Here is a 16,452-nt window from a genome sequence, read left to right on the forward strand (position 1 = left end):
GAGAATATGACTGCCTCCTGCGATCAGCTGCATGAGGCAGTTTTTTATATAACGCTTTATTTTTTACACTGCACTAGAAGAAACATGCTGCCCGCTTCTTATCCACATGCTGACGAGCATGAAACTTATGATAAGCATCAGCCAAAAGACGCTGTTTGTTCCGAAAAACTGGATCAACGTATACCCACACAAAGGTCCTAAAGCAGCCCCCATATCTTGAACAAAAGAATAGCTGGCGAGAAAGCGGTTCTTATCTGTTTGAGCAGAAGCTTTTTGAAAGGCAAGTGTATCGGTGAACGTTGTGACAATTGTTGCCATTAGTTGCATCAAAAGCAGCATCAATAGGAACCAGCCGCTTACCTTCAGCATGATCACAAGAAAACTGAGCCCTCCAAATGAAAGAAACATCCAGCATAACATTCGTTCCTTCATCACAAGACGATCAAACCATTTGCCCGTTCTCGGTGCGAGAAATGGTTCCCATCCCCACCTGAGTGCTTGAATAACACCGCTTAAAGCTGAAGCTCCGATGACAAAGCCAAACAGAGTCAATTCATCTTGGTCAATCTTTGCTTCAATGACATGACTCAGCGTGGATGCGAATAAACCTTGGATGATCAGTGCGATCAGCATGCCTGTTATCAGTACTTTTACCACATCTCGTGTAAACCACTTCTGTTTGATGCCATGATACACCTGCGTGCCTTCTCTCTTTTCAATTTCATCCAACGATACATAAAAAATGCAGCCCATTAATGTGAGTAAGCCAAAGACAAGCGTCATGGACTGAAAACCGATCAAGCTGGCAAGGATTCCACCAAATAACATGCCAAATAAACTGCCAAGCCGGTAAAGCCCATTATAAAGACCCGTCAAATGTCCTTGTGAGCCTTCGTCTATTTCAGCCAAGACCCTCATCCCACTCATACGGAGTAACGTCCAAGCGAGACCCCATGCACAGCGGCAAATCAATAGCAGCCAAAATCCACTCATACCATATAATATCGTGGTCACTGACGCGATCATAATTGCGATCAGTACACCGGTCTTCATTGGGATATATCGATAGAGCCACCATACGACAGGTGCTAGCGGGATACGAATGAATCGGTTGATAGACAGCAGTAACCCCACCTCCCAAATGGATGATAAACCAATCTCTTTCCAATAGACCGGGAGAACAATATAGAGCATTGAATCCCCAATAAGGGCAAATGCTGTGATGAGCGCAATTGACACCACTTGCTTTTGACGACGATCCATTTTTTCTTCCCCCTTCGCTACCTTTACGATAAGGGATACCTTATAATAAATCTAATGAATGTTTTTGATTGAATCATCAAAATAATTGATAGGCGGTGCAAAGATGAATTTACATGCCCTCCGTATTTTTGCAAAGGTAGCCGAAACAAAAAGTGTCACACAAACGGCAGACGTGCTGTCTTTGACACAGCCGGCTGTGACAGCACAATTACGAAGCATTGAACGAGAGATCGGCTTTCGTCTTTTCAAACGAAACGGCCGGGGGATTACCCTGACGGAGATGGGGAAGATCCTGTATCCATATGCCCGGCAAGTATTCGAGGCGGAAAAAGAAGTAGAATATCAGATCACCCTTCTGCAAAACGGAAAAAAAGGAAGACTCAGAATTGCTTCTACCTACGTACCACTTAACTTTTTACTGCCTGATTGGCTTGCCTCTTTTAAAACATCATCGCCACAGACAGACATTGAATTAAAAAGCGGAAACTCCGCTCAAGTGATCGAAAGCCTGCTTCAATATCAATCAGATGTGGCGATCGCCGTAATAGAGGATCTGCACCACGAAGATCTTCACACCTCTCACTTGACTGATTTAAGTTATGACTTTATCGTGCCTGTGGATCACCCGTTAAATGGAACAACCGTCCCACTAGAACGACTGAGCCATGAACCTTTTTTAATGCGAGAAGAAGGCAGTTCAACGAGAGACAAGCTTTTTTCCCTTTTTACCGCTAAAGGAATTAAAAAACCGACCGTTGATTTACAATTCAGTGGTGTCCACGAAGCCATTCAAATGATCAAAGCTGGCTATGGCATCACCCTTGTTCCTCGTGACGCTGTTCAGCGAAGCTTAGAACGTGGAGAGATTGGGCGCGTGTATATCGAAGGAATTGACATTATCAGACCTGTTGTGGTCTGCAAACGGGCGAATGACCTTGAGGAAAATAGGACGGTGAATGCTTTTCTGCAAATGAAAGACATCGGACCCTTTATAGCACCTGACTCCAATTAAAAAAGTGCCTGCTTCAGCAACAGGCACTTTTTCTATTCGGATGGTTGAACTAGATCAAATGGGACCGCCTTTGAGGCTTTCACTAATTGTTCTGGTGTGATGAGTATTTCATTTCCCCATTCTCCTGCTCCAACGCCTAATATCTTTTCTTCTAATAGCGATGCTTCGATAATCGTGCGGAACCCTTCAGGCTGCCAACAAAATGGCGGGATGGAGCCAATGCGATAGCCTGTCACTTCAAGCACCGTGTCTGGTGAAGCCATTTTGATATTGCGAGAGCCTGCGGCTTTCTTTAGTTTCCCTGATTTGATGTGCTGGTCAGCACCAACCATCACAAGCAGCTGCTCCCCTTCCCCTGTTTCAAAGATCAATGTTTTGATCATTTGTCTTTCTCTAAAACCAAGAGCAGCCGCTACATTCGCTGCGCCCTTCTCTGTGTCGGCAGAAAATGTTTTGATGTCATACGGGATGCCATGCTTGTCCAAAAAGTCATGTGCTGGTAATTTTTTCAATGGATTGAACCCCTTTCCTTACGATGTTCTTTCATTTAGCTTATCACAATCCTCTCATCCTTAAGATGTATTTTTCAATGGAAAACCTCTGCACACTTCGCCAACATGCTATACTGAACTTGTTTTTGAAAAGGAGTCGGTTGGATATGGGAAATAAGTTTTGGTTTTATACAGGCAGTAAAAGCCTTCTCATGCTAAGTGATATTCTATTTTTGATGACAGTCACATTGGTTATTTATCAAGATACACAATCTGTCGCCTATGCGGCTGTATTTCCGCTCATAAGAACACTATGTCAGCTATTGGCTGGGCTCCTCTCTCCTGTTTTGACAGAACTCTTTCAAGCCAAGCGTCTATTGAAATGGGTCCCTCTTTTACGTATTGGAATGCTCGTCGTATTCACGACCCAATTTGATTTCTTTCAGCAGCACCTGATCTGGCTGTTTAGTGCGTTCGTTTTGATTTCCATCACAGGCGGGTTCATCAGCCCTTTATTACAGGCCATCATGCCGATGCTTGTGCCAGAAAATCAGCTTGTGAAAGCGAACAGTACAGCCTCCGTTTTTTATCAATCTGTTCAAATCGCCGGCTATTCGTTTACTGGAATGCTCGTCCTGTTGATTGGTCCATTTTATTTAATGTGGGCCTCTTGTTTCATGATTGTGTTGTCCTATCTATTGATCATCCCTGTTTTTTCTCTACTCAAGCAAGAAGACACGGTTCAAAAAGAAAATAAGATGAACGGGTTCAAGGATGGCTGGAAGATCATTTGGACAAACAAAACGGTTCGCATCCTGACTTTCATGGATGTTAGTGAAAATATTGCAGGTGCTTTGTGGGTCGGACCGGTTACGCTTGCCTTTGTCACACTTGTTTTAAATGAAGGTGCGGAATGGTGGGGATATATCAATGCCGCATATTATATAGGTGCCATTATAGGCGGACTCATGGCCGCATGGCTAAGTCAGTTTATTCAAAAACAACTTCTCCTCTTTATGGCAGCGGGCTCTTTTATTTATGCAGTGCTGACGATCCTATTTTCGCTAAACAGCCTGCCATGGCTTGCATTGCTGCTTTGTATTTTAATGGGGCCTGCCTATCAAATTCGGGATGTTTCGCAGCAAACCATTCTCCAAACGGAAACACCAGTCCATGAGTTATCAAAGGTGTATTCGGCTCAATACGTTCTCTCTTCTATGTCTGTCAGTTTATCTATTTTCTTTGTTGGATTAATTGCGGATACATTCGGAGCAAGATTTGTGTATTTGTTAGGCGGACTGTTTGTACTCATCTGCTCAAGCATTGCCATCACCACTTTCATGATGCAGAAAAAAAGAGCGGCTGTTTAAGGCAGCGGCTCTTTTACTTTTCTTTTAACATCGCAAACATGTCACGCGCCATCGCTTCTAGGATATACACAACGGGTGTCTGTGTAGTGATGTTGGCTCTATGGACTCGTTCGTCTGTGACGTAATAAGCAATATTCAAGTCAGAAATACGAGAAATTGTACAGTGCTGATTGTTTGTAATACTAATGATCGTGCTGCCTTCTCTTCTTAGTTTCGAAATATGATCAATCGTAATACTGTTCTCTCCTGATACCGACAGCACAATGGTGACACTATTGTCTAAATACTGCATATTCATCGGGAAAAACGGATCGTTGATGTAAAACGAAAATTTCTCCAGACTTGAAAAGTACCTTGCCCCATACTGCGCCAAAATACCAGAACTGCCCGTCCCAATAAACAGCACATTCTTTGCATCCGCAATGAGCTTCGCTGCCTCTTTAATCTTCTCCTCAAAATCTCCTTTAAGTGTCCGTTCGATAAATTCATACAGGAAATGCTGCGTGCTTTTCAAAGAAGGTGTTTGTTCTGCTTCTAAATACATTTTGAGCTTCACCTTAAATTCTGAAAAGCCTTCACAATTCACTTTTCGACAAAAGCGAAGGACAGATGAGGTCGATATATGTGCGGCATCTGCCAAATCACGAATTCTCATATAGACGACTTTTTCACTGTTTTCCATAATGTATCGGTATAAAGCGCTTTCTAGTTCATTAAAGCTGGAAATGACCTCACTTGAAAACATCTGACTTCCCCTTTCTCCAACAACATGACACAACACGTTTCTTTTATGTAACAAATCTCTAAATAGGGCACCCTTGCCTAAAGACGCTGAAACCGTTTACGCACAAGGTACTCTCACGATAAGCTATAGATGTACAAACAAATGATAAAAGATTGATTCACTCTATTATAACATTGTGCGTTACATTATTCGGAGGTGCAGAACATGGCAAAAGGATTAAAGGTTGTCACAATCGGCGGAGGATCAAGCTATACACCAGAACTTGTCGAAGGATTTATTAAACGGTACGAGGAATTTCCAATTAGCGAACTTTGGCTCGTCGATATCGAAGCAGGTAAAGAAAAGCTTGAGATCGTCGGAAATCTTGCAAAACGCATGGTGAAAAAAGCAGGGCTTCCAATCGAGGTTCATTTAACTTTAGATCGCCGGAAAGCACTGGTAGACGCTGATTTCGTCACAACACAATTCCGCGTCGGATTACTGGAAGCACGTATGAAGGATGAACGTATTCCTTTAAAATATGATGTCATTGGTCAAGAAACAAACGGTCCAGGCGGTCTATTCAAGGGTCTGCGCACCATCCCTGTCATTCTTGAGATTGTGAAAGATATTGAAGAATTATGCCCGGATGCTTGGCTTGTGAATTTCACAAATCCAGCTGGTATGGTCACAGAAGCCGTACTTCGCTATTCAAACCACCGCAAAGTCGTTGGACTATGTAACGTACCAATCGGCATTCGCATGGGCATCGCCAAAGGACTTGATGTCGACGCAAGCAGAGTCGAAGTCAGCTTTGCTGGATTAAACCATATGGTCTTTGGACTGAACGTGTTCTTAGATGGCAAAAGCATCATGGATCAAGTGATCGAAGACATGGCAGATCCAAACTCCACCATGTCCATGAACAACATTCACGCCATTCCGTGGGATGCAGATTTCTTAAAAGGGCTTGGCGTGATCCCTTGTCCATATCACCGCTACTACTACAAAACAAGTGATATGCTGGCTGAGGAGAAGAAAGCAGCAGAAAATGAAGGAACTCGTGCAGAAGTCGTCCGTGCACTAGAAAATGACCTGTTCGAGCTTTACAAAGATCCTGATCTTGATATTAAGCCACCACAGCTTGAAAAACGAGGCGGTGCTTACTACAGTGATGCAGCATGTAACTTGATCGCATCCATTTATAACGACAAGCATGACATTCAGCCTGTAAACACAATCAACAATGGCGCCATCAGTGACATTCCAAATGATTCTGCCGTTGAACTGAACTGTGTCATCACAAAAGACGGCCCAAAACCAATCGCTGTTGGTGAAATGCCGGTTGCTGTCAAAGGACTTATTTCTCAAATTAAATCCTTTGAACGTGTAGCCGCTGAAGCAGCCGTGACAGGCGACTACAACACAGCACTTGTCGCCATGACCATCAATCCGCTCGTCCCATCAGATGCCATTGCAAAAAGCATCCTAGATGAAATGCTAGAAGCACACAAAGACTACTTACCACAGTTTTTCAATAAAGTAGAAGCATAAAAAGAAGCCGCACTTGTCAAAGTGCGGTTTTTCTTATTTCCCGGCAAACAACTGATCCATCTGAGCACGGTCATAGTCTAAGAGCCAGTGCTGTAAACCTTCATAAACTGGACGCAGATGTTCTGGATCTGCCGCAATAAGATCGCAGCCTCGATCATCATATAAGTGGAAAATCATCTGTTTTGAGAGATTGATGAGATAAATGTCATAACCAAGCTTTCCTTTCAAGATTTGATTCGGTTTGTAGAAATCCTCTTGGCATATGGCTTGTAATAGCGGGCGCAATCGAATATCTTGCAACTGACACTTGAGTGTAAATCTCTCTATTTTCATTGTTTCTTCTTGTTTTGGTTGTATATAGGTCAAACGCTCGTGACGCAATCGGTGACGCACTTGTCGGTCGGCATATTTTTGATAAACAAGGAGCTTTTGCTTCGTTAATTCATGTTCATGCTGCGTATAGACATCCGTGACAAGTAGAATATCGTCTTCTGGATCAAAAGCATATCTGACAATTTTTAAAGCCCGATCGCCTGCTTTTTCTAATACAACCGATTCTTCTCCTAATGACCAATCTGCCACTTCAAAGCGAAGACCAAAAGGCCACCTATAAAAAAGAGACGCCGTGAGGACAAGATCAGGAAAATGACTTTTTAAAAAACGATTGGTTTGATCGCTCATCTCATGTCCTTCCATTGGTTTTATATCTTATTTTACCGTTGAAACTGATGGAAATTCAATTGGAAATAAACTGTCATTTCTTATATGATAGAAAGAGATGGAGGTGTGACCAATTGAAAAAATGGTTTTTACAGGTATTCCTCACCGCATTGATCACGATGTGGATACAGACTGGACTTGATCAGGCGAACATCATTCAAATCAACAATGTATGGGTCGATGTCAGCAGCTGGATCCTGATCTTCTTTGTCATCTACGCACTTTTTGAATGGACTGCTCACGTCTTAGCAAAACGGAAAATCGCTCATCGCTGAACATCTCTTTTTACAGAGATGTTTTTTGTTGAAACTCTTCCTGCACAAGTTCATGAATCACGCCCATTCCTGCCTGACTTCCACCTGCTGCTGCAAGAACAAGCTGAGCAGGTCCGCCTAAATTATCACCACATGCAAAAATACCGCTGACGGTTGTACGCCCAAGAATATCTGTTTCAATGCCCCCATTTTTCGTCATTTGACAGCCTAGTTTTTCAGCAAAAGGGGTTGACTGCTTGAAATCACTTGCGACAAATCCGCCTTCTCTTATCACTATCTCTCCATTTGCAAGCTGAAGAGAGCGTAGCTGACCATTGTCATGATGGATCGCTACAATTGGCACATCAATAACTTGAATAGAATGTGCTGATAACAGTGCTTTCTCCTCTTCAGCTAACACTTGCTGTCCATTTGTAAACACAATCAAATCCTTTGTCCAATTGGAAAGAAGTTTCGCCATATGCAAAGCGCGCTGGTTCTCTGCAATCAGGGCAAGTGGCTTGTCCTTCAGCTCCCAGCCATCGCAGAAAGGACAGCTAAACAACGTCTTTCCATACACTTCATGAATCCCGTTGATCTTTGGTAATATGTCCTGAAGTCCTGTGGCCAAAATGATTTTTTTCGCTTCGAATCTTTCTCCTTCTTGTGTCAGTAACGCGAAGTTATCCTCATGATTTTGTATCTCCACAACTCTGCTTCGTTTGATTTGGATATTGGGGTAGTTTTGAAGATCCGCTTCTCCCGCTTGTCTGATCTCAAACGGTGTCATTCCATCGTTTGTAATAAATCCATGTGATTCATGAGTCACTCGATTTCTTGGCATCTCGTCATCGAATATCATGACCTGTTTTCTGCCCCGCCCCACAACAAGAGCTGCATTTAATCCGGCTGGCCCGCCTCCGATAATGGCACAATCTAATAACATATAAACCGCTCCTTTTCATTCAAGACTTTAAAGACTCTTAATATCTATAATTTGTTCAAAAAAATCACATGTTGAAAAATGGATTTTTTTCTGTCTGCTCTATTTGGCTTGCAATATCAACTAATCGCTTTTGACTTAACGTTACCTGCATTTTCGTTTCAACATCCTGCATGACTTGTTCAATCAAACAGCCATCGTGAGGCATGAAAGAATCATGTGCTAAGGAACAACGAAATAAATTGGTTTGTCCTTCTACCGCCTGAATGACGTCTAGAAACGAAATGTCCTCCTTCTTTTTCAGAATGGTGTAACCACCTTTTGCGCCAGGTGTTGATTCAATCAATCCCGCCTTCACAAGCTTTGTTAAAATTTTGGATAAATAAGTGGGTGAAAGATCTTGCATCTTGGCGAGAGGCTCAACGCCTATTGCTTTCCCTTTTGGTGCAAGGGTTAAAAATACCATCGTATGAAGCGCATAGTTGGTCGCTTTAGAATATTTCATAGAAACATTCCTTTCCTTTCTATCTATTATAGACCTTTTATATCTGTAATTGATCATAGAGGATTCAAGGAAAAAAAGCAAGTCTTGTGGATCTGCTTCTTTTTTCATTCCACATTTCGCATTTCCTTCCGATAATAGAAGTAAGCACGAATAAAAGCTTGATGAAGACTAGAAGGAGTGAAAAAAATGTCAGATCAACAGCACAATGCAGCACACGAAGAAGAAGAGGAATTTAACGTATACGACATGCTTCCACCCGCAGGAACAATCATTGGCGAAGCAACAGAAGAAGAAATGGAAGCTGCGGCAGCATTAGAAGTGAGACATTACGCCTTTATGCGTCTGCAAGACTCGTACATTCAATTTGATGGATCTTCTTATAAAGAATTGCTTAAAGACTTTCAAGAACTAGAATTTGATTCTGCAAAATTTTGGAGAGCCATCGCACGACGCCTGCAAGTCCCATACGAATGGCCAATCCGAATCGACCATGCAAACGGTCCTATTTATATTGGTGAAACAGAAGATAGCCGTGAGGTTGAGGAGAGTGCAGAGTAAAGGAATTGGTGACCCCCTTTTTGATATGGGGGGTTTTTATATTAAATAGATATTCTTATTGCTCTTCTAAATCAAATTCCAACCATAATGATATATTAAAAGTGATTTCATGCAATTCTTCTATTTTTGATTGATTCAAACGCTCCGCAAAACGACGTGCACTTTGAAAAATATCGGCATTCTACTTAATTACTGAGCGCCCAGCCAAGCGTAACAACAAGAGACATTTTTGGGAAAATGAATTTTAAAAGACGGTCAAAACGCCGTCATTTCAAGTTTTTATCTATATGCGATTTTCACTTTCAAGTTATGTGATTTTCAAATATCGGCAAAGATTATCAGCGACCAGCTTCACAAAGGAACGTTATTCGTTTTGAGTGATACAACCGTTGATACTCAACGAATTGAAATCGAAAACAAACCGCATATCAACCTAACAAAATACGAATATCATCATTTGTACAAGTTGTATGACGGTGATTATAAGGTGGATTATGCCCGGCTCAATATCCGAATGTATTTAGGCGATACAATCATTTATTAAGAAGGCGGCTATAATATAATTTCGATTACATATATGTATTACTTGTATATGAATTATGTCACAATAAAGGTAATTTTAGGGGGTAATGATATGAAAGATATATTTTCTTATAACGTAAATATGGATTATAACGCATATATGAATTGGAGAACAAACCAGCATGACCATCTTCATAATATGCATGTTGTCGCCAGTGGATTTGCAAATGCTTCATTAGCACTTGTAAAACAAATAGTTGAAACGGGGAATATTCAAAAAGAAGCTGATGAACTGATATTTCCAATATTATTTAATGCAAATCATGCGATAGAAGTCTATTTAAAAACAATTAATTGGTCATTGAACCTTATTTTAGACAGTAAAGAATCGTATTTAAATACACACGACTTGCAAAAATTATTGAATTCGGTTAAAGAGAAATCAATTGAAGTTGAAAAAAGTTTTGATTTCGAACATCATTACGGGGATTTAAAAAAATATATTGGTGAATTGTATAAGAAGATTGAAATTGAAACTAATAAAGGTCAAACTTTTTCCGACATTACTTTTGCAAGATATGCACTAACGAGAGATAAAGAACCGCAATTCTATATCAATCAATTTGATAATGTAGTTATAGATTTGCCGAATTTTTACAAAGTATTTTCTAAAGTCTTCGACAACTTGAAAAATTTGACTTACTATTATCAAGAAACCCTTCAGTACAAGTATGATGCACACGCAGAATTCTACTACGAATAATAACTTAATAGGAATCACATAAAGGGCGTCCATTATTAGAACGCCATTTTTCTTGTTAAATAAAATTATTTTTCATTTAAATGATTTCTAACTATCAAAAGATTTGAACCTTCCTAATTGTCAGGGTCAAACCTGATAATTAGGTCATTTAAAAATACACTAAAAGAAAATGTCTTTCATTGTCACGTTTCCAGTAGTTACTAACATATTTTCGGCGTTCATAAAAGTTCCTACTTCTGAAAAAAAACACTTGATAACATCAATTTGTTCTACATGAAAAAATACAATATTCTGAAGTGCCTCAGAGCCTCGAGTCTTCAATATTTCTTTCACTTCTTCTTTTGATAATGGCGGATTCTGCTTTTCATATTCAGCCTGCCACTCTTCATCTGACATCCCATCTTCTTCGCTATCTTCTGCGGTATAATGCCCTGCAATTAGTTCATCAAACGAATCCGCTAATTTGAAATCCGTCTCATATTCTAGATCAAAGTAATGAATCGGCGGATGTTCCTTTGTTTCTCTATAATCCAATGCGATCCACGTATGACCATCCCCACAAATCAGTACAAGCCCCTCTGGCAATTCCCATTCTTCTATTAAATAATCACTATCCATAATACCTTCGCCTTTGGCAATTCCTCTTAAATGATCAAATGACACATGATCCTCTGCCCATCCATTCGGCTGGTCTGTTGGAAAAGCATTATGCAAGGTATAACCGCCATTTTGTTCAAGAATCAGTTTCTTATATGTATCAGGCAAGGTGACGCCTAGTTTCTTTTCTGCTTTCGCAATGCCTTTTTCATTGATTTTCTTAAATGTCTCTTCACTTTCTCTGTCTGTATCCCAAAATGGTTTCAAATAAAATACCTCCAATTGTTATTTCTATCTTTGAGAAAACTAGTTTAATAGTCCTGTTCATAAAAAAAGAGAAGGGTTCTCCCTCCTCTTGTTGATTATGATTGTTCCTGATTTCTCGCCTCAAATTCATCTAGCATTGCACGCACTTCATCTGTTGATGATGTGTTCATTAATTGGTTTCTTAGGAAGCTCGCTCCTCTGAATCCTTTTACATAAATCTTAAAGAAACGATGCAGTGCCTTGAATGGACGCAGACCTAATGAAGAATATTGATCATGAAGATCAAGATGTAATCTTAAAAGACCTAACAGTTCGTCACTCGTATGCTCCTTCGGCTCTTTTTCAAAAGCAAATGGGTTATGGAAAATTCCGCGCCCAATCATCACTCCGTCTATTCCATATTGCTCAGCGAGCTTTAAGCCCGTTTGACGATCAGGAATATCACCATTGATCGTCAAAAGTGTATCAGGTGCTATTTCATCACGTAGCTTTTTTATTTCAGGAATGAGCTCCCAATGCGCATCCACCTGACTCATTTCCTTTCTTGTGCGAAGGTGAATCGATAAATTCACAATGTCTTGCTCCAAAATGTGTCTGAGCCAACCACGCCATTCATCGACCTCTGTAAACCCTAGTCTTGTTTTCACACTAACAGGTAATCCCCCTGCTTTTGCCGCTTGAATCAGCTCTGCCGCAACGTCTGGGCGAAGAATCAATCCACTCCCCTTCCCGTTTTGCGTGACATTTGGGACAGGACAGCCCATATTAATATCAAGCCCCTGAAATCCTAATTCCGCCATTCCAATGCTCATTTGTCTAAAGTTCTCAGGCTTATCTCCCCAAATATGAGCAACAATCGGCTGCTCATCCTCTGTAAACGTTAAACGGCCTTTCACACTTTGAATGCCATCAGGATGGCAGTAGCTCTCACTGTTCGTAAACTCTGTAAAAAACACATCCGGTCTCGCCGCCTCACTCACAACATGACGAAACACAACATCTGTCACTTCTTCCATTGGTGCTAATATAAAGAATGGCCGTGGTAAATCACGCCAGAAATTTTTACTCATCTTTCATCCAATTCCTCTCATGACATAGCGCCTAAAGGGCATGTCCTTCTGTAAATTCTTTCAGCAATTTTTATCATTATATACTTTAATATGAACTAGGCAAAATTGCAAAAAAGGACATTTCAAAACCAAATAAGGGGTAAAAATTAATTTTCGACCTATAATTACCGTTTTGTATTCAAGTGAAGGGCAGCCAAAATAAAAATATCCCGATATCGGTGTTATATCACGAAATCGGGATGCTTCAATACATTATGACTGTTGAATCACAAGACTAGCAACGCATTCAACATGACTCGTATGCGGAAACATATCCACAGGCTGCACTTCCTCCGTCACATACCCACCATCTTCAAGAATACGCAAATCACGAGCTAGCGTCCCAGGATTACAGGACACATACACAACACGGTTTGGTTTCATCTTTAAAATCGTATCAAGCAGTGCTTCATCACAGCCTTTTCTTGGCGGATCAACAACTAACGTATCTGCTTTGATGCCTTCTTGGTACCAGTTTGGGATAACAGTTTCTGCTTCACCGACTGCGAATTCAACGTTGTTGATTCCGTTTAAGGTAGCGTTGCGTTTTGCATCTTCAATTGCTTCTGGCACAATTTCTACGCCATAGACTCTGCCTGCTTTTTGTGCGAGAAATAAGGAAATTGTACCGATTCCGCAATACGCATCGATCACGGTTTCTTCTCCTTGCAGCTCGGCATATTCAAGCGCTTTGTCGTAAAGCACCTTTGTTTGAGTTGGATTCACTTGATAAAACGAGCGGGCTGAAATAGCAAATTTGATGTCGCCAATCGTGTCATAAATGTATTCTTCTCCCCATAAAACGGTCGTTTCGTCTCCAAAAATGACATTTGTCTTCTTTGAATTCACGTTTTGCACAATTGACCGAACGTGTGGGAAGCGTGCTATAATCTGCTCAATCACTTGCTGCTTTTGCGGAAAATCAGCCGTTCTTGTGACAAACACAACCATCATTTCACCTGTTGCCATGCCATAGCGAACCATGACATGACGCAGCCAGCCTTTATGCCGCTCTTCGTTATATGCTTTGATGCCAAACGCATTGCAGATGTCTTTTACTGCCTGTACCACTTCGTCATTTTCTGATTGCTGGATCAAGCATTTTTCCATATCAATGATTTCATGGGTACGCTGCTGATAAAATCCAGCAACAAGTCCGCCTTCCCGTTCGCCAACTGGTACTTGTGCTTTGTTTCGGTAGTTCCAAGGGTCTTCCATGCCGAGTACAGGATGAACTTTTACACGGCTCATATCAAGCTTGCCGATCCGCTCCAATACGTCCTTTACTTGTTTCTGTTTAAAAAGCAGCTGGCCTTCATAGCTCATGTGCTGAATTTGACAGCCTCCGCACTGCTTATAGATAGGACATGGTGCATCTTGCCTGTGCTGACTTTCCTTTGTCAGCTCCATGAGTCGTCCAAAAGCAAATCCTTTTTTGACACGTGTGACTTTGATTTTTCCTTGTTCCTCAGGGAGGGCATTCGGTACAAAGACAGGGAACCCTTCGATTTTCGCTACCCCTGCACCTTCGTGCGTTAAATCTTCGAAGGTTACATTGTAGTATTCATTCTTTTCAACAGGCGGTTTCATTTTCACCAATTTTATCACCTCATTTGCAAAGAAAAACTTGGTCGCCATAAGGAACCAAGTTCAGTCTTCACCCTATTTTTTCAGCTGTTGCTTTTGGCACAATAAATTCAATATGGCGATACAAGTTTTCAAATTCACCTGGCAGCATGCCGCCGTATTCACCATCTAAATTCAATTGCATTTTATCTTTTACATCTACCTTCACGCGATTCGCTTTTGCGTAGATGACATTGTTATCATGAATATGCTCGCCTCTGAGTGCAAGGCTGACCACTCGAATGGCTTCTGCTAGATTGACCTTCTTTAGAATGATCAGGTCAAACATCCCATCATCTAGAATGGAATCTGGTGCGAGCTTTTCAAAGCCGCCTACTGAGTTTGTTAGTGAAACAAGAAACAGCATGATTTCTCCATGAAACAATTTGCCGTCATATTCAATTTCGACTTCTGTCGGGCGAATGGAAGGAAGCATCTCCATGCCTTTCAAATAATACGCAAGTTGTCCTAGCATGGTTTTCAGCTTACTAGGCACTTCATAGGTCAGCTCTGTTAATCGGCCGCCTCCCGCAATATTAATGAAATACTGTCCATTCACTTTACCAATATCAAGCGGCTTTGCTACACCATCAATGATGGCATCTGTCGCTTTTAAAATATCTTCTCTTGGAATGCCAAGTGCTCTTGCGAAGTCATTGGTCGTTCCAACTGGAATGATTCCTAATTTTGGTCTTTTTTCAAGCGGTGCTAATCCATTGACGACTTCATTAATCGTGCCGTCTCCACCAGCTGCTACAATTAAATCAAAATCTCTCTGTGCGGCTTTTTCGGCTGCTTGTGTTGCATCTCCTGCACATGTCGTTGCATGACAAGATGTTTCATAGCCAGCCTGTTCAAATTTTTGCAAAACCTGCGGTAAATTCTTCTTAAAGAGTTCACGTCCAGATGTCGGATTGTATATAATTCGAGCACGTTTCATTCATCATCATCCTATTATCATTATGCAATCTATTTTCACCACTAACAACCTTTAATTATACTATGAGATTTGAAAATGGCAACAGAACAACCCCCTAATATTTGAAATCTCACGGTACGTTTCCCTCAGCAGATCAGCATTCTGATAAGATAAAAGAAAACGATGAAAAGGATGGTATGCCATGAAAAAGCCTGTCTATTTCAACCATGACGGCGGTGTTGATGATCTCGTGTCCTTATTTCTACTTCTTCAAATGGAACATCTGAAAGTGATCGGGACGTCTGTGATTCCTGCTGATTGTTATTTAGAGCCTGCGCTGAGCGCCTCTCAGAAAATTATTGATCGATTTAGCCCATATGAGATTGAAGTAGCCGCTTCCAATTCTAGAGGTGTGAATCCATTTCTAAAGGAATGGCGCATGCATGCTTTTTATGTAGATGCTTTGCCGATTTTAAATGAAAAAGGCGCTATTGATACAAAAGTATCTAAGCTTCCTGCACATCTTCACCTGATTGAAACGGTGAAAAAGTCAACCGAATCTGTTACGCTGCTCTTTACAGGACCGCTCACAGACCTTGCACGCGCCTTAGAAGAAGATCCTTCCATCTCAAATAAAATTGAGAAACTGGTGTGGATGGGCGGCACATTCCTTGAAAAAGGCAATGTCGAAGAACCAGAGCATGATGGAACAGCAGAATGGAATGCTTTTTGGGACCCTTATGCTGTGAGCACCGTATTTCAAGAGCGTTTTCCAATTGAAATGGTCGCACTGGAAAGCACGAATCAAGTCCCGCTCACACTCGATGTCCGTCAACGATGGGCTTCCCTTCGCTCTCACATCGGGATTGACTTTATTGGACAATGTTATGCCTTTTGTCCGCCTCTCATTCATCACGAAACGAACTCGACTTACTACTTATGGGATGTGCTGACAACGATCACTCTTGCATCCACCTCATTTACCCGTTCAAAAGAAATGAATGCAATTGTTTATACCGAAACACCAAGACAAGGACGTACTGAAGAACATCCAGATGGAAAATCGATTCAAGTCATTGACCACGTTGATCGAGATGCCTTTTTCGAGGCCTTTGAAGAGCTTATGAGAAAAGCGGTTTGTCAGATTTCATCATAAAAAAGCCCCGCTCATTAGCGGGGCTCAAATTGTTGACACAGGGCTAAAATGAACTTGATTTTAGCCCTGTGTCTACTTTTCAGCGTGATAGAAAACCTT

The 16,452-nt window shown here is 41.2% G+C and carries 18 protein-coding genes; 8 read left to right on the forward strand and 10 right to left on the reverse strand.

Features of this window, described 5'->3' with window-relative positions:
* Positions 1-63: 63 nt before the first annotated feature.
* Complete coding sequence (locus tag MHH23_RS17605) at positions 64-1,263, reverse strand: MFS transporter (protein ID WP_160758102.1); 1,200 nt, start codon at positions 1,261-1,263, stop codon at positions 64-66.
* A gap of 103 nt (positions 1,264-1,366) precedes the next feature.
* Here MHH23_RS17605 and MHH23_RS17610 point away from each other — a divergent pair, with 103 nt between their 5' ends.
* Positions 1,367-2,275, forward strand: coding sequence for a LysR family transcriptional regulator (locus MHH23_RS17610; RefSeq protein ID WP_058336478.1), 909 nt, complete (start codon positions 1,367-1,369; stop codon positions 2,273-2,275).
* A 32-nt stretch (positions 2,276-2,307) separates the two neighbouring features.
* Here MHH23_RS17610 and MHH23_RS17615 read toward each other — a convergent pair whose 3' ends face one another.
* Complete coding sequence (locus MHH23_RS17615) at positions 2,308-2,787, reverse strand: aminoacyl-tRNA deacylase (RefSeq protein WP_024718610.1); 480 nt, start codon at positions 2,785-2,787, stop codon at positions 2,308-2,310.
* Positions 2,788-2,933: 146 nt separating this feature from the next.
* Between MHH23_RS17615 and MHH23_RS17620 the strand changes: the two genes are divergently transcribed.
* Positions 2,934-4,136, forward strand: coding sequence for an MFS transporter (locus MHH23_RS17620; RefSeq protein ID WP_144667925.1), 1,203 nt, complete (start codon positions 2,934-2,936; stop codon positions 4,134-4,136).
* Between the two features lie 13 nt (positions 4,137-4,149).
* On the opposite strand, the gene MHH23_RS17625 is transcribed toward MHH23_RS17620, so the two are convergent.
* Complete coding sequence (locus tag MHH23_RS17625; RefSeq protein ID WP_047946793.1) at positions 4,150-4,881, reverse strand: MurR/RpiR family transcriptional regulator; 732 nt, start codon at positions 4,879-4,881, stop codon at positions 4,150-4,152.
* A 204-nt stretch (positions 4,882-5,085) separates the two neighbouring features.
* Here MHH23_RS17625 and MHH23_RS17630 point away from each other — a divergent pair, with 204 nt between their 5' ends.
* Positions 5,086-6,414, forward strand: coding sequence for a 6-phospho-beta-glucosidase (locus MHH23_RS17630; protein WP_039168556.1), 1,329 nt, complete (start codon positions 5,086-5,088; stop codon positions 6,412-6,414).
* A 33-nt stretch (positions 6,415-6,447) separates the two neighbouring features.
* On the opposite strand, the gene MHH23_RS17635 is transcribed toward MHH23_RS17630, so the two are convergent.
* On the reverse strand, positions 6,448-7,095 hold the full coding sequence (locus MHH23_RS17635; protein ID WP_301232197.1) for a DUF3885 domain-containing protein: 648 nt from the start codon (positions 7,093-7,095) through the stop codon (positions 6,448-6,450).
* Between the two features lie 113 nt (positions 7,096-7,208).
* Between MHH23_RS17635 and MHH23_RS17640 the strand changes: the two genes are divergently transcribed.
* On the forward strand, positions 7,209-7,409 hold the full coding sequence (locus MHH23_RS17640; protein WP_045034441.1) for a hypothetical protein: 201 nt from the start codon (positions 7,209-7,211) through the stop codon (positions 7,407-7,409).
* 10 nt (positions 7,410-7,419) lie between these two features.
* Here MHH23_RS17640 and MHH23_RS17645 read toward each other — a convergent pair whose 3' ends face one another.
* Positions 7,420-8,334: an NAD(P)/FAD-dependent oxidoreductase gene (locus tag MHH23_RS17645; RefSeq protein WP_301232200.1), complete on the reverse strand. Its 915-nt coding sequence runs from the start codon at positions 8,332-8,334 to the stop codon at positions 7,420-7,422.
* A gap of 64 nt (positions 8,335-8,398) precedes the next feature.
* A complete protein-coding gene (locus MHH23_RS17650) occupies positions 8,399-8,836 on the reverse strand; it encodes an Rrf2 family transcriptional regulator (protein WP_160758097.1) in 438 nt (145 codons plus the stop codon).
* Positions 8,837-9,022: 186 nt separating this feature from the next.
* Here MHH23_RS17650 and MHH23_RS17655 point away from each other — a divergent pair, with 186 nt between their 5' ends.
* The 3 genes from MHH23_RS17655 to MHH23_RS17665 all read left to right on the forward strand — a co-directional run bounded on the left by MHH23_RS17655 (position 9,023) and on the right by MHH23_RS17665 (position 10,679).
* Positions 9,023-9,394 (forward strand): hypothetical protein, encoded by a 372-nt coding sequence (locus tag MHH23_RS17655; RefSeq protein ID WP_024718616.1) that lies wholly within the window; start codon positions 9,023-9,025, stop codon positions 9,392-9,394.
* A gap of 373 nt (positions 9,395-9,767) precedes the next feature.
* Positions 9,768-9,938 (forward strand): hypothetical protein, encoded by a 171-nt coding sequence (locus tag MHH23_RS17660; protein WP_161796762.1) that lies wholly within the window; start codon positions 9,768-9,770, stop codon positions 9,936-9,938.
* 90 nt (positions 9,939-10,028) lie between these two features.
* The gene (locus tag MHH23_RS17665; RefSeq protein WP_340959953.1) at positions 10,029-10,679 is read left to right on the forward strand and encodes a hypothetical protein; all 651 of its coding nucleotides are present in this window, start codon (positions 10,029-10,031) and stop codon (positions 10,677-10,679) included.
* Positions 10,680-10,838: 159 nt separating this feature from the next.
* On the opposite strand, the gene MHH23_RS17670 is transcribed toward MHH23_RS17665, so the two are convergent.
* The 4 genes from MHH23_RS17670 to MHH23_RS17685 all read right to left on the reverse strand — a co-directional run bounded on the left by MHH23_RS17670 (position 10,839) and on the right by MHH23_RS17685 (position 15,218).
* A complete protein-coding gene (locus MHH23_RS17670; protein WP_340959955.1) occupies positions 10,839-11,543 on the reverse strand; it encodes an SMI1/KNR4 family protein in 705 nt (234 codons plus the stop codon).
* 95 nt (positions 11,544-11,638) lie between these two features.
* Positions 11,639-12,613, reverse strand: a complete 975-nt coding sequence (locus MHH23_RS17675; protein ID WP_108611397.1) for a tRNA dihydrouridine synthase — start codon at positions 12,611-12,613, stop codon at positions 11,639-11,641.
* A 252-nt stretch (positions 12,614-12,865) separates the two neighbouring features.
* Complete coding sequence (gene rlmD / locus MHH23_RS17680) at positions 12,866-14,248, reverse strand: 23S rRNA (uracil(1939)-C(5))-methyltransferase RlmD (RefSeq protein ID WP_268431709.1); 1,383 nt, start codon at positions 14,246-14,248, stop codon at positions 12,866-12,868.
* A gap of 61 nt (positions 14,249-14,309) precedes the next feature.
* Positions 14,310-15,218, reverse strand: coding sequence for a diacylglycerol kinase (locus tag MHH23_RS17685; protein WP_007496845.1), 909 nt, complete (start codon positions 15,216-15,218; stop codon positions 14,310-14,312).
* A 181-nt stretch (positions 15,219-15,399) separates the two neighbouring features.
* Between MHH23_RS17685 and MHH23_RS17690 the strand changes: the two genes are divergently transcribed.
* A complete protein-coding gene (locus MHH23_RS17690; protein WP_268431708.1) occupies positions 15,400-16,353 on the forward strand; it encodes a nucleoside hydrolase in 954 nt (317 codons plus the stop codon).
* Positions 16,354-16,452: the final 99 nt, after the last annotated feature.

It is taken from the genome of Bacillus sp. FSL K6-3458, from assembly GCF_038005045.1.
Lineage (GTDB): Bacteria > Bacillota > Bacilli > Bacillales > Bacillaceae > Bacillus > Bacillus altitudinis.

What these genes read in the sequence shown, in the direction of transcription:
- MHH23_RS17605 (WP_160758102.1), bottom strand. Translation starts at nt 1,263, where the DNA reads ATGGATCGTCGTCAAAAGCAAGTGGTGTCAATTGCGCTCATCACAGCA.
- MHH23_RS17610 (WP_058336478.1), top strand. Translation starts at nt 1,367, where the DNA reads ATGAATTTACATGCCCTCCGTATTTTTGCAAAGGTAGCCGAAACAAAA.
- MHH23_RS17620 (WP_144667925.1), top strand. Translation starts at nt 2,934, where the DNA reads ATGGGAAATAAGTTTTGGTTTTATACAGGCAGTAAAAGCCTTCTCATG.
- MHH23_RS17625 (WP_047946793.1), bottom strand. Translation starts at nt 4,881, where the DNA reads ATGTTTTCAAGTGAGGTCATTTCCAGCTTTAATGAACTAGAAAGCGCT.
- MHH23_RS17630 (WP_039168556.1), top strand. Translation starts at nt 5,086, where the DNA reads ATGGCAAAAGGATTAAAGGTTGTCACAATCGGCGGAGGATCAAGCTAT.
- MHH23_RS17635 (WP_301232197.1), bottom strand. Translation starts at nt 7,095, where the DNA reads ATGAGCGATCAAACCAATCGTTTTTTAAAAAGTCATTTTCCTGATCTT.
- MHH23_RS17645 (WP_301232200.1), bottom strand. Translation starts at nt 8,334, where the DNA reads ATGTTATTAGATTGTGCCATTATCGGAGGCGGGCCAGCCGGATTAAAT.
- MHH23_RS17650 (WP_160758097.1), bottom strand. Translation starts at nt 8,836, where the DNA reads ATGAAATATTCTAAAGCGACCAACTATGCGCTTCATACGATGGTATTT.
- MHH23_RS17655 (WP_024718616.1), top strand. Translation starts at nt 9,023, where the DNA reads ATGTCAGATCAACAGCACAATGCAGCACACGAAGAAGAAGAGGAATTT.
- MHH23_RS17665 (WP_340959953.1), top strand. Translation starts at nt 10,029, where the DNA reads ATGAAAGATATATTTTCTTATAACGTAAATATGGATTATAACGCATAT.
- MHH23_RS17675 (WP_108611397.1), bottom strand. Translation starts at nt 12,613, where the DNA reads ATGAGTAAAAATTTCTGGCGTGATTTACCACGGCCATTCTTTATATTA.
- MHH23_RS17685 (WP_007496845.1), bottom strand. Translation starts at nt 15,218, where the DNA reads ATGAAACGTGCTCGAATTATATACAATCCGACATCTGGACGTGAACTC.
- MHH23_RS17690 (WP_268431708.1), top strand. Translation starts at nt 15,400, where the DNA reads ATGAAAAAGCCTGTCTATTTCAACCATGACGGCGGTGTTGATGATCTC.